Origin of the sequence: Janthinobacterium salmonicoloratum (genome assembly GCF_051380845.1) — a bacterium.
Taxonomy (GTDB): Bacteria; Pseudomonadota; Gammaproteobacteria; order Burkholderiales; family Burkholderiaceae_D; genus Janthinobacterium; species Janthinobacterium lividum_F.
Genome location: NZ_JBNYXV010000001.1, coordinates 2,806,121 through 2,819,589, shown reverse-complemented (window position 1 = coordinate 2,819,589; position 13,469 = coordinate 2,806,121). Strand labels below are relative to the sequence as shown.

General features: G+C 63.7%; 8 protein-coding genes. All 8 read left to right on the top strand.

Going from position 1 to position 13,469, the window contains the following annotated elements:
* Positions 1-139 precede the first annotated feature (139 nt).
* The 8 genes from astC to ACQ4WY_RS12915 all read left to right on the top strand — a co-directional run bounded on the left by astC (position 140) and on the right by ACQ4WY_RS12915 (position 13,423).
* The gene (gene astC / locus ACQ4WY_RS12950) at positions 140-1,381 is read left to right on the top strand and encodes an acetylornithine/succinylornithine family transaminase (RefSeq protein ID WP_436504332.1); all 1,242 of its coding nucleotides are present in this window, start codon (positions 140-142) and stop codon (positions 1,379-1,381) included.
* 94 nt (positions 1,382-1,475) lie between these two features.
* The gene (locus ACQ4WY_RS12945) at positions 1,476-2,507 is read left to right on the top strand and encodes an arginine N-succinyltransferase (protein ID WP_099376231.1); all 1,032 of its coding nucleotides are present in this window, start codon (positions 1,476-1,478) and stop codon (positions 2,505-2,507) included.
* A 13-nt stretch (positions 2,508-2,520) separates the two neighbouring features.
* A complete protein-coding gene (gene astA / locus ACQ4WY_RS12940; RefSeq protein WP_436504331.1) occupies positions 2,521-3,573 on the top strand; it encodes an arginine N-succinyltransferase in 1,053 nt (350 codons plus the stop codon).
* Complete coding sequence (astD, locus tag ACQ4WY_RS12935; RefSeq protein ID WP_436504330.1) at positions 3,566-5,062, top strand: succinylglutamate-semialdehyde dehydrogenase; 1,497 nt, start codon at positions 3,566-3,568, stop codon at positions 5,060-5,062. Before astA ends, astD begins: the two co-directional genes overlap by 8 nt.
* Positions 5,063-5,071: 9 nt before the next feature.
* Positions 5,072-6,412 (top strand): N-succinylarginine dihydrolase, encoded by a 1,341-nt coding sequence (gene astB, locus ACQ4WY_RS12930; protein ID WP_436504329.1) that lies wholly within the window; start codon positions 5,072-5,074, stop codon positions 6,410-6,412.
* Between the two features lie 153 nt (positions 6,413-6,565).
* The gene (locus ACQ4WY_RS12925) at positions 6,566-11,293 is read left to right on the top strand and encodes an NAD-glutamate dehydrogenase domain-containing protein (protein WP_436504328.1); all 4,728 of its coding nucleotides are present in this window, start codon (positions 6,566-6,568) and stop codon (positions 11,291-11,293) included.
* The gene (locus ACQ4WY_RS12920; RefSeq protein WP_436504326.1) at positions 11,293-12,312 is read left to right on the top strand and encodes a succinylglutamate desuccinylase; all 1,020 of its coding nucleotides are present in this window, start codon (positions 11,293-11,295) and stop codon (positions 12,310-12,312) included. The genes ACQ4WY_RS12925 and ACQ4WY_RS12920 overlap by 1 nt, the downstream gene beginning before the upstream one ends.
* Positions 12,313-12,460: 148 nt before the next feature.
* The gene (locus ACQ4WY_RS12915; protein ID WP_436504325.1) at positions 12,461-13,423 is read left to right on the top strand and encodes a DUF2167 domain-containing protein; all 963 of its coding nucleotides are present in this window, start codon (positions 12,461-12,463) and stop codon (positions 13,421-13,423) included.
* Positions 13,424-13,469 lie beyond the last annotated feature (46 nt).

Genomic DNA, 13,469 nt, shown 5'->3' with positions numbered 1-13,469 from the left:
CGACGCCATGACCGCTGTGATGAATTGTGAAAATCCTTGTCGCAGATTCAAAAGAGTTTTAGCATCCCGCTTTTTATAATGCAGTACACACGTAGCTGTCGTAGCTGCGGAGTACCTAACATATTGATGGGGAAATGCTATGAATGCCAAGCTTGATTCGACCGTAACGGCTCGTCCAGTCACCCGGGAAACCTTTGACCAGGTCCTCGTTCCTACCTACGCCCCTGCAGCCATGGTGCCCGTGCGCGGTTCCGGACTGGATCTGTGGGACCAGTCAGGCAAGCATTACCTCGATTTCACCTCCGGCATCGCCGTCAACAGCCTGGGCCACTGCCATCCGGTCCTGGTCGACGTGTTGACCAAGCAAATCAATAATTTGTGGCATTTGGGCAACGGCTACACCAACGAGCCTGTCCTGCGCCTGGCGCTGGCCCTGACGGAAGCGACCTTCGCCGACCGCGCCTTCTTCTGCAACTCGGGCGCGGAAGCCAACGAAGCGGCCCTGAAACTGGCGCGCAAGTACGCGCACACCAAGTTCGGCGCGCACAAGTCGCGCATCATCTCGTGCTTCAGCTCCTTCCACGGCCGCACCCTGTTTACGGTATCCGTCGGCGGCCAGGCCAAGTATACGGAAGGCTTCGAGCCGCTGCCACCGTCGATCGACCACATCGCCTACAACGACATCGAAGCGGCGCGCGCCGCCATCGGCGATGACGTGTGCGCCGTGATCGTCGAGCCGGTACAAGGCGAAGGCGGCGTGGTGCCGGGCAATCCGGAATTCCTCAAGGAACTGCGCGCCCTGTGCGACAAGACCGGCGCCCTGCTGATTTTCGACGAAGTCCAGTGCGGCATGGGCCGCACTGGCGCGTTGTTCGCCTACATGGGCTACGGCGTCACGCCGGACATCCTGACGGCCGCCAAGGCGTTGGGCAACGGCTACCCGATCGGCGCCATGCTGACCACCAATGAACTGGCGCAAACCCTGGCCGTCGGCACCCACGGCACCACCTACGGCGGCAACCCGCTGGCCGCTACCGTGGCCTTGAGCGTGCTGGAAACGATCAATACGCCAGCGTTCCTCGCGCGTGTGAAAGAAGCGAGCGTCAACACCATCGCCATGCTGCAAGGCCTGATCACGGATTACCCGCAAGTGTTCTCCGTGGTGCGCGGCAGCGGTTTGCTGCTGGGTCTGGTCGTCAGCGATGCCTTCAAGGGCCGCGCGAAGGACATCCAGAAAGCGGCCGAAGCGCAAGGCTTGATGGTGCTGATCGCCGGCATGGACGTGGTGCGCCTGGCGCCGGCCCTGATCGTCTCGGACGAACAGATTGCCGAAGCGGGCCGTTTGCTGCGCGTGGCCATCGACGGCATGCTGAAAGCCTGAGGCTAGCCTCGCTCCCTGTTTGATCACCGGCCCGCCGCTTTGCTGCGGGCCGGCTTGGTTCTACCCCAGCATCGTCAGCATTGAAGGAGTACCCATGTATGTTGTCCGTCCGGTAGAAATTGCGGATATTGCAGCCCTCGAAGCGCTGGCCGCGGTAACCATGCCGGGTGTCCATACCCTGCCGAAGACGCGCGAAAAAATCGCCGCCTCCGTCGAGCGCTCCATCGCCTCGTTTGCCGCCCATGTCGACATCCCCAGCGAAGAGTCGTATCTCTTCGTGCTTGAATCCCTGCTCGACAAGAGCATTGCCGGCACGGCCGCCATCTTCGCCTCGGCCGGCTCGAACGGCACCTATTTTTCCTTTCGCAACGACGTCATCCAGCAAGTCTCGCGTGACCTGAACATCAGCCATAGCGTGCATGCGCTGACCCTGTGTTCGGAGCTGACGGCGTATTCGCAGCTGTCCGGCTTCTATGTGCGCAACATGGAGCAGGCGGGCCTGGAAGCGGCCCTGCTGTCGCGCGCGCGGCTGCTGTTCGCCGTGCTGGCGCCGCACCGCTTTGGCGACCGTTTCTTCGTGCCGCTGGCCGGCATCACGGACGCCAACGGCCAGTCGCCATTCTGGGATGCGCTGGGCCGCAAGTTCTTCCAGATGGATTTCCTCGATGCCGAAAAAGTCATCGGCGGCGCCCGCAACCGCACCCTGATCGTCGAGCTGATGCCGCACTACCCCGTGTACGTGCCGCTGCTGCCCGGCGATGCGCAGGCGGCCATGGGCCAGATCCACCCGAGTGGCGAACTGGCTTTCAATTTGCTGACGGAAGAAGGCTTTGAAGCCGACGATTACATCGACATCTTCGATGGCGGCCCGATCCTGCAGGCGCACAAGCATGCGCTGCGCTCGTTTACGGGTTCGCTCACGCGCCGCGTCGTCGCAGGCGTCACGCCCAGCCGCACGGGTCTGAAAGTGCATTACGCGGTCGCTTCGGGCGCGGAGCGCAACTTCCGCGCCGTCACCTTTACCTGCGATGCGCTCGAAGCGCAGGACACCGTCGGCTTGCCGCCCGAGCTGCTTGAAGCGCTGGCCGTGGCCGAAGGCGACAGCGTCATTTGCGTGCGCATTTAACCGAGAGAACATTATGCTAGTAGTACGCGCCATCAACGCTTCTGACCTGGACGCCCTGTACGGCTTGGCCAGCCAGGTCGGCACCGGCATGACCACCCTCAAGCCGGACATGAAAATGCTGGGCGACCGCCTGGCCATTGCCTGCGCTTCGTTCGCCGAAACCATCGCGCCCGAAAAGCGTGACTACATGTTTGTCATGGAGGATACGGATACGGGCCGCCTGGCCGGCGTATGCGCCATCAAGGGCGCCGTGGGCCTGGAAGAACCGTTCTATAACTACCGCATCGGTACCCTGGTCCATTCGAGCCGCGAGCTCGACGTGTTTACGCGCATGGAAACGCTGTACCTGTCGAACGACCTGACGGGCAGCACGGAACTGTGCTCGCTGTTTTTGCACCCCGACTACCGCAGTGGCAACAACGGCAAGCTGCTGTCGAAAAGCCGCTTCCTGTTCATCGCCCAGTTCCCGCACCTGTTCACGGAAAAGCTGATCGCCGAAATGCGCGGCTACCAGGCGCCGGACGGCAGCTCGCCGTTCTATGAAGGCCTGGGCCGCCACTTCTTCAAGATGGATTTCCACCACGTCGACGACTTGACGAGCCTGGGTAAAAAATCCTTCATCGCCGAACTGATGCCGCGTCAGCCCATGTACGTGGCCTACCTGCCCGACGAGGCGCAGGAAGTCATCGGCAAGGTGCATCTGAGCACGGCTCCCGCGCGCCGCCTGCTGGAACAGGAAGGCTTGCACTTCGAAGGCTATGTCGACATTTTCGACGCCGGTCCCGTGCTGCAGGCGCGCGTGTCCGAGTTGCGCGCCATGCGCGACAGCATGCCGGCCGTGCTCGACGCCGAGGCTGCGCCTGAAGTGTGCGGCGACGTCGCCCAGGCCGAGCCTTACCTGGTGTCGAATACCGACCTGAAAGATTTCCGCATGATCGTCACCAGCGCCAATCCGCACAGCGGCAAGATCGCGCTCGATGACGATGAACTGCATCTGCTGCGCTGCCATCAAGGCGACACCGTGCGCACCTTGTCACTCAACCCGAGGAAGCATCCCCATGTCTAAATCGTCCGACCTTAATTCATCTACCGCAGCATCGAACTTCATCAACGGCGCCTGGCTGCCAGGCACGGGCCGTGAACTGGTCACCATCGACCCGTCGAACGGCAAGCAGACCTGGGCCAGCCTGGAAGCGACGGAAAACGAAGTCGAACAGGCTTGCCAGGCGGCCCGCGCCGCCTTTGAAGCGTGGGCCGATACGCCCGTCGAAGAACGCATCGCCATCTGCGTGCGCTTTCGAGAACTGCTGAAGGAACATGCGGAAGCGCTGGCGCTGCTGATTTCGGAAGAAGTGGGCAAACCGCTGTGGGAGTCGCGCACGGAAGTGGCTACCATGGCCAACAAGATCGATATCTCGGTGCAGTCGTACAACGCGCGCACGGGCATTACGCAAAGCAAGATCGCCGACGGCGACGCCGTGCTGCGCCACCGTCCGCATGGCGTGTTCGGCGTATTCGGCCCGTACAATTTCCCTGGCCACCTGCCGAATGGCCATATCGTGCCGGCCCTGATCGCCGGTAACACCATCGTCTTCAAACCCAGCGAATATGCGCCGCGCACGGCCATCAAAACCGTGCAGCTGTGGCAGCAGGCGGGCTTGCCGAATGGCGTCGTCAACCTCGTCAACGGCGGGCGCGATACGGGCGTGGCGCTGGGCGCGAATGCCTTGCTCGACGGCGTGTTGTTTACGGGTTCCTGCCAGACGGGCATCAGCCTGCACCGCCAGTTTGGCGGCCAGCCGGGCAAGATGCTGGCGCTGGAAATGGGCGGCAACAACGCCCTGGTCGTATGGGATGTGAAGGACGTGGACGCGGCCGTGCACCACGCGATCTTCTCCGCCTTTGTCTCCGCCGGCCAGCGCTGCACGTGCGCGCGCCGCCTGGTGGTGCAAGATAATGCCGCCGGTGCTGCTTTTGTGGCGCGCCTGGTGGAAGTGGCGGCGAAACTGGGCATCGGCGCCTCCGACGCCCAGCCGCAACCCTTCATGGGCCCTGTGGTATCGAGTGCCGTGGCCGCGCGCCTGGTGCAGGCGCAGGCGGATATGGTTGCCAAGGGCGGCACGACCCTGCTGCAGATGCGCCAGTTGAATCCCGACGCGGGCTTTGTCACGGCCGGCATCGTTGACGTTACCGATGCCGCCGGCATTCCCGACGAGGAATGGTTTGGCCCACTGCTGCAGGTGATCCGCGTGGCCGATTTCGATGCAGCCCTGAAGGTCGCCAACGCCACCGAATTCGGCCTGGCCGCAGCGCTCCTGTCCGACGATCCGGCCCTGTGGCAATCGTTCCAGACGCGCGCGCGCGCCGGCATCATCAACTGGAACCGTCCGACCACGGGCGCGGCCAGCACGGCGCCGTTCGGCGGCATCGGCAAGTCGGGCAACCACCGTCCGAGCGCCTATTACGCGGCCGATTACTGCGCCTACCCGGTCGCTTCGATCGAGAACAGCGCGCTGGAAATGCCGGCCAAACTGTCGCCCGGCCTGAATTTTTAAGGAATCCTCATGCACAGCACGCGCGAATACAATTTTGACGGCCTGGTCGGGCCATCGCATAACTATGCCGGCCTGTCGTTCGGCAACGTGGCCTCGTTCAGCAATGTGAAAAGCGCCTCCAATCCGAAGCAGGCTGCGTTGCAGGGCCTGGCCAAGATGCGCGCGCTGGCGGCACGCGGCTTTGCGCAAGCCTTGCTGCCGCCGCAGGACCGGCCCAATTTCCGCCTGCTGCGCGCTATCGGTTTCACGGGGACAGACGCCGAAGTGCTGGCGCGCGCCTACAAGGAGTCGCCCGTCATCCTGGCCTGCGCCTATTCCGCCTCGCCCATGTGGACGGCGAATGCCGCCACGGTCAGCCCGTCGGCGGATACGCAGGATGGCCGCGTGCATTTCACGGCCGCCAACCTGAATAACAAGCTGCACCGCGCCTTCGAGCACGCGCAGTCGGCGCGCAGCCTGCGCGCCATTTTCAGCGACGAGCAGCACTTCTCCGTGCATGACGCGCTGCCGTCGACGCCCGCCTTTGGCGACGAGGGCGCGGCCAACCACACGCGTTTGGGTGCGAACCACGGCGCGCCATCGGTTGAATTGTTCGTGTATGGTCGGGTGGAGTTCGATCCTTCCGCGCCGTCGCCGAAGCGCTATCCTGCGCGCCAGACCCTGGAAGCGTCGCAAGCCGTGGCGCGCCTGCATGGCCTCGATGCGAAACGCACCGTGTACGTGCAGCAGAATCCGGACGTGATCGACCAGGGCGTGTTCCATAACGACGTCATCGCCGTCGGCAATGGCAATGTGCTGTTCTATCACGAGCAGGCGTTTGCCGATGAAGGGGAAAGCCTGTCGCAGTTGCGCCGTGCCGTCGCCGCCACGGGTGCGCAACTGGACGCGCTGCGCGTGGACACGGGGCAGGTGCCGATCGCCGACGCGGTCAGCAGCTATCTGTTCAACAGCCAGCTCTTGACGAAAGAGGGCGGCAAGATGGCGCTGGTGATCCCGCAGGAATGCCAGGAAAACCGCGCCGTGTCGCGTTACCTGGAAGGCCTGGTGGCCGGCGGTGGTCCCATCGATGAACTGATTCATTTCGATCTGCGCCAGAGCATGCGCAACGGCGGCGGGCCGGCCTGCCTGCGTTTGCGTGTGGCCCTGACGGAAACCGAGGCGCGCGCCATGCACCAGGGCGTGATCATGACGGAAACGCTGTACCATCGGCTGGTGCAGTGGGTGGAAAAACACTACCGCGACCATCTGGAGCCGGGCGACCTGGCCGACCCGCAGTTGGCACTGGAAGTGCATGCAGCGCTTGAAGAATTGACGATCATCCTCAACTTACCGGGATTGTACGACTTGTAGGCGATAGAAAATACACAGAAAAAATCCGAGACAGACTATCCGTAGCACAGACAGAATTGGACGGGCGACCCCCGTCTCTTGACACCGCTGCCGCCCAGCCACAAGCCCGAACGACAGCGTTGGACATTCACATTACCGTAATGGAGATGCAAGATGAATCACACGCCACAAGATTTGCGTACACAAACGCTGGAGCTGATTAACGCGGCTGGCAATGCAGGCAAGGCGGCAGCGCCTGTCGTTCAACTGGTGCAGGCATGGCTGGACTCGCTCGACGCCGAAGACCTGGCCGATATCGCGCCCGACAGTCTGGCGCCCGTGCTGGTTGACGGTTTCACGCAAGCTGCCAAGCGCGCGGGCAGCGGCTGCCAGATCGCCACCCTGCGTTATGCGGATGGCCGTGGCGGCATGGCGAGCGCCTTGCTGATCCTGAACGAAGACATGCCTTATCTGGTCGACTCCATCGTCATGGCCATGCGCCGCCAGCACCTGGCCGTGCGCGGCGTGATGAATACCGTGCTGCCCGTGCGCCGCGCCGCTGACGGCAGCGTCGAAGCGGTGCGCCAGCCTGGCGACCCGCTCGAATCGTATGTGCTGGTGCTGCTCGACGAAGAGCTGGCGCCGGAAGCCCTGGCTGCGCTGGTCGCCGCCCTGGAGACGGTCGCGCGTGACGCCGCCATCGTGCGCCGCGATGCCGCCGCCATGAGCGAGCGCCTGGCCGCTGTCGCCACGGCTGCATCGCAGCATGGCGAAGAAGGCGCGGAAGTGGCCGCCTTCCTGGAGTGGGCCCGCAGCGGTGGCTTTGAAGTGTTCGGCTATGCCTACTACCGCGTCAAGCCTGGCGTGCGCGAACTGGAACGCGACATCCCGAGCCGTGTCGGCGTGCTGCAGGATACGGTGCACCCTGTGTACGGTACCTGCCTGGCGAATATCCCGGGCGATTTCGATACCCTGGCCAAGCGCGACTCGGCGCTGTCCATCGTCAAGGCCGACGTGGCGGGTACTTTGCACCGCGACCAGCAGCTGGACTTCATCGGCGTGCGCGACATGGACGCGCAAGGCGCGATCCTGGGCGAGCATTGCTTCGTCGGCCTGTTCACCCGCGCCGGCAATTCCACCCCGCTGGCGGCGCTGCCGTTTGCGCGCGGCCGCGTGGCCAAGGTATTGAGCCTGGCCGGCGTGCGCCAGCAAGGCTTCCGTGCCGAGAAATTCCGTGAAATCCTCGAATCGCTGCCGCGCACGGAAGCGCTGGAAGCGGACCTCGACTGGCTGGCACAAGTGTGCGGCGCCGTCGTCTCGCTGTACAAGCAGCCGCGCACCAAGGTCTTTGCGCGCCGCGACGTGTATGCGCGACACCTGAACGTGCTGGTCTACCTGCCGCGCGAGCGCTACAGCGCCAGCGTGGCATCAAGCCTGGCAAAAGCGCTGCAAGCCAGTTCCGGCGCCACGCATGTGAGCATGCAAACCCTGGTGGCCGACGGCCCCCTGGCGCGCGTCTACCTGATCGCCCACGCCGCGCGCTATCCGCTGGACCTGGAAACGGATATCGAACAGCCGCTGCTGGGCGTGCTCGATGGCTGGCATAACGGCTTTGCCGCCGTGGCCGACGCCGTGCCCGACGTGGCCCTGCGTACCAGCCTGCGCAAACTCTGCGCCACGCTGCCGCTCGATTATGTCGCCGCCACCGCGCCGGCCGTCGCCTTCCGCGACCTCGACACCATCTTGCGCAACTCCGATCCAGCACACGTGGCCGTGCGCATCGAGACGGGCGCCGCCACCACCATCCGTTTGTACTCGGCCAACAAGGTGCCGCCGCTGTCGACCATCCTGCCGGCACTGCACAATGCGGGCGTGGCCATCGACCGCGAACAGGCGTACTCCGTTTCGCTGTCCGACGGCACGCGCTATTTCGTTACCAGCCTGACGGTCGATGCCGCCAGCGCGGCGAAACTGGCGCAGCCATCCGTCGTCGCCGTGGCGCAGGAACTGTTTGCCGCCCTGTTCAACGATACGGCCGAAGATGGCCGCCTGAACGGCCTGGTCATCGAAGGCGGTTTGTCGACGCGTGAAGTGCAGCTGGTGCGCGCCTATACCAGCTACTGGCGTCAGACGGGCAGCCGCTTCTCGGTGCGCTACATCGCCGAAAGCCTGCGCAAGCAGCCAGCCCAGGTCAAAGCCCTGGTCGAGGCCTTCCTGCAGCGCTTCGACCCTTCGCTGTCCGACGCGCAGCATGCGGCGGCCCTGGAAAGCATCGCCGCCATCAAGGCCGGCCTGGCATCTGTGAACCACGCCGATACCGAGGAAATCCTCGGCGCGCTGGCCGACCTGATGGCAGCCACCCTGCGCACCAGCTACTTCCAGAACAATCAAGCCGGCGACAAGATCATCTTCAAGTTCGACACCAGCAGCCTGGCGCTGGTGCCGGAACCGCGTCCTTACCGCGAGATTTTTGTGTTCTCGCGCCGCTTTGAAGGCGTGCACCTGCGCGGCGGCCCTGTCGCCCGTGGCGGCTTGCGCTGGTCCGACCGCATGGAAGACTACCGCACCGAAGTGCTGGGCCTCGTCAAGGCGCAGATGGTGAAGAATGCCGTCATCGTGCCGGCCGGCGCGAAGGGCGGTTTTGTCTGCAAGATGATGCCGAAGGACGCCGTGCGCGAAACCATCGCGGCAGAAGGCGAAGCCGTCTATCGCCTGTTCATTTCCAGCCTGCTGGAAGTGACGGACAACCGTTCCCTGGGCAATATCGTCCCGCCAGTCGATACCGTCTGCTTCGATGACGCCGACCCTTACCTGGTGGTCGCCGCCGACAAGGGCACGGCCACGTTCTCGGACATCGCCAACGGCATCGCCGTGCAGCGCGGTTTCTGGCTGGGCGACGCGTTTGCCTCGGGCGGCTCGAACGGCTACGACCACAAGAAGCTGGGTATCACGGCCAAGGGCGCATTCGAAGCCGTGAAGCGCCACTTCTATGAAATGGACCACGACCTGAACACCACCCCGATCACCATGGTCGGCGTGGGCGACATGTCGGGCGACGTGTTCGGCAACGGCGTATTGCTGTCGCGCCAGCTGAAACTGGTAGCCGCATTCGACCACCGCCACATCTTCCTCGACCCGACACCGGACGTCGCCGTCTCGTTCGACGAACGCGCGCGCCTGTTTGCCTTGCCGCGTTCCTCGTGGGACGACTACAACAAGGAGCTGATCTCGGCTGGCGGCGGCGTGTATCCGCGCTCCGCCCGCACGATCGAACTGTCGCCGCAAATCCGCGCCGCGCTCGATATCGCGGAAACCTCGCTGGCGCCGGAAGAACTGATGCACCGCATCCTGAAGTCGCCCGTGGACCTGTTCTACAACGGCGGTATCGGTACCTACATCAAGGCCTCGACGGAAACGCACGCACAGGTGAAGGACCGCGCGAATGACCACATCCGCGTCAGCGGCAATGAGCTGCGCGTGAAAGTGGTGGCCGAAGGCGGCAACCTGGGTGCGACGCAGGCAGGCCGCATCGAGTTCGCGCTGGCGGGCGGACGCATCTTCACCGATGCGATCGACAACTCTGCCGGCGTGGATTGCTCGGACCATGAAGTGAACGTGAAAATCTGGCTGGACGTGGAAGTCAATGCGGGCAAGCTGACGGAAGCAGAACGCAATCGCGAGCTGTATGCGATGACGGACGACGTCGAGCGCCTGGTCTTGCGCGATAACACGCAACAGACGCATTTGCTGGTGCGCGAGTTGCAGGCGCAAAGCGAGAGCGCCGTGCAGGATGGCTATGCCGCCCTGATCGCCAGCCTGGAAGAAGAAGGCGCCCTGTCGCGCGAACTGGAGCAACTGCCTTCGGTGGCCGAACTGGCACGCCGCAAGCTCGATAACCGTGGCTTGACCACGCCGGAACTGGCGGTGGTGATCGCCAACGTGAAGAACCGCTTCAAGCGCATCCTGTCCGCGCTGCCGTTGACGGATGAAACGTGGGCCGAACCGGTACTGAAACCATACTTCCCATCCTTGCTGGTGGAAACCCGTTCGGCGCTCGACCACCCGCTGGCCAACGCCATCCTGGCGACCGTGCTGGCGAATGAAGTGATCAACCGCTGCGGCCCGCTGATGATCCGCAACCTGGCGGCGGAACATGGCGTGGACGAATCTGCCGTGATTCTGGCCTGGGGCCAGGCCTGGGTGGCGCTGAACCTGGCGCCCGTGTTCGACGCGCTCGATGCCGATGCGCTGACGATTCCACGCGAAGTGTCGATCAAGGTCGACGCGCAAACGCGCGTGCTGCAGCAGACGATGATCGCCGGCGTGCTGTCCGTGCCGGCCGAGCAGCTGCGCGGCGCCGGCCTGGCCGAACTGACGCGTTTGTTTGGCGCGGAATCGAAGTGCGAGCTGCTGAAAGCGGTCGGCATCAAGTCGGAAGCGGCGCTGGTGCCGGGCTTGACGCCGGCCTTCGTGCAAGCGTGGGATGCGGTCGACGCGCTGGAAGTCGTTGCTGGCTTCCTGTTCCCGGCCTTGTCCGTGCCGCGTCCTGCCTCGATGGACCTGGCCGCGTTCCTGCAAGTGGGCCTGGCCCTGCGCAGCCAGGCGGGCATCGACACCCTGGAGCGTGGTCTGAAGCTGGCCGCGCAAGGCAAGTCGCAGGAGCAGTTGCGCAACTACGCGCAGCAAGCGCTGCGCCGCACGCAACAGCGTCTGCTGTCGCAGGTGCTGGCACGTGCCGAGCAAGGCAATGCGGGCCAGGCCGTCGATGCGGTGACGGGCGCGCTGGGCTTGTCGGCCTATGTGGCGGCGACGGAACTGGAGCAAGCCATGCTGGACGTGTGGACCTTGTCTGAAGCCGTGAATAAAATCACGGCGGAATCCACAGCGGAAGCGGCGGTGTAATGACGCAAGAAGTACGACAAGTTGGACAGGGCGCTGGCGGCTTGCCGCCGGCCGTGCAGGCGCTGGCGCAGGCTGATTTCAGCGGCGTGGCGCAGCTGTTCGCCAATGCCGGTTTCACGGTGGCCTTGCCGGCGCCGGGCATGCTGCAAGTGGTCAAGCCGCAAGCCGATGCGGGCCGCGCCAGCGTGGCCGTCTCGGTGGGTGTGCATGGCGACGAAACGGGGCCGATCGAAGTGCTGGCGCATCTGCTCGACGCCCTGTCGCGCGATGCGGCGACGCTGGCCGTCGACCTGCTCGTTTGCGTGGGCAATGTCGATGCGATCCGGGCCGGCAAGCGTTTTATTGACGCCGACCTGAATCGCATGTTCCGTCCCGTGCGGGGGAGCCTGGCGCAGGCGGCGGAAAGCGCACGCGCCGATGAAATGATCGCTGCGACAAAAGCGTTCTTTGAAGCGGCGGGACCCGTGCGCTGGCACCTGGATTTGCACACGGCCATCCGGCCTTCCGTGTACCCCACGTTTGCCATCGTGCCGGACCTGGTGGCCGACGACGCCAAGGCGCAGCTGATCGATTGGCTGGGCCAGGCGACCATCGGCGCCATCATCATGAACCCGCAGTCGGCCGGCACCTACAGCTATTACTCGGCCGAACATTTCGGCGCGGCCGCCAGCACGGTGGAGCTGGGCCGCGTGGGCACCCTGGGGCAGAACGATCTGTCCCTGTTCGACGACGTGTCGCGGGCGCTGGATGGCTTGCTGCGTGGGCTGCCTGCGCAGCCCGTCAAGGCTGCGCCACACGTGTTCAAGGTGGCGCAGGAAATCATCAAGCACAGCGATGAATTCCGCATGGCTTTTGATCGCAGCACGCAGAATTTTACGTCCCTGCCGCAGCATGCCGTGATCGCCAGCGATGGCGACCATGTGTACACGGTGCAGCACGCGGAAGAGCTGGTGGTGTTTCCGAACCCGGACGTGCGCGTGGGCTTGCGCGCGGGGCTGATGGTGGTGCGTACCTCCTGATCGTCCAGCCATCACGCAATATCAGGCGCCAGCCGGGGAAACCCGATTGGCGCTTTTTTTATGGAAAAGATGCCGCACAGAAATAATTATCCATTAGGCAATCAACTGGTTTAAAATATTTGCCCTTTTGCAATTTCTTGGACCCATCATGTTGAAACGCCTGCTGACAGCCCTGCTGTGCCTGACCCTCTCCGGCCTGACGGCTGCCGCCCCTGCCGATGAGAAGGCATCCGCTCCGGAAATGACGGCCGAGCAATTCCTCGCCCAGTTGCACTTGCAGCGCGGCAAGATCACTTTGCCAGGCGGCATCGCCACCCTGGATTTGCCCGCCAACTTCCGTTATTTGTCGCCGGCGGACGCCGAGCGCGTGCTGGTCGATGCCTGGGGCAACCCACCGGGCATGGAGTCGCTGGGAATGATCGTGCCCGCCAAGACCAGCGTGCTCGAGCGCGATAGCTGGGGTGTCATCGTCACGTATGAAAAGGAAGGGCATATCAAGGATGACGATGCAGACAGTATCAAATACGACGAATTGCTCAAGGATATGCAGGCGTCCGTGCTGGAAAACAATGCGGAGCGCAAGAAGCAGGGCTATCCCGGCATCCATTTGATGGGCTGGGCGGAAAAACCCAGCTATGCCAAGGATACGCACAAGCTGTACTGGGCCAAGGATCTGATGGTCGATGGCGGCGAGCACTCGCTGAACTACAACGTGCGTGTGCTGGGCCGCGAAGGCGTGCTGAACCTGAACGCGATTGCCAGCATGCAGCAGATCGAGGCGATCAAGAAAGAGATGCAGCAAGTGACGGCATTCACGGAATTTACCGAGGATAACCGCTACACGGATTTCGACAGCAAGACGGACAAGGTGGCCGAATATGGCTTGGCGGCGCTGGTGGCCGGTGGCGTGGCCAGCAAGCTGGGGCTGTTTGGCAAACTGCTGGCGCTGCTGCTGGCCTTCAAGAAAGTGCTGATTCTGGCCGTGGTGGGCGGCGGTGCGGCCATCGTCAAGTTCTTGGGCGGCAAGCGCAAGGATAAGCAGGCGCCGCAGCCACTGCCGCAGGCACAGCCGGACCGTGCGCCCGATGGCAAGGTGAACCTGGACAAGTAAGGGCAACTGTGCCGCTTGGTGCGCTGGCGCACGGGAGTGGCATTGC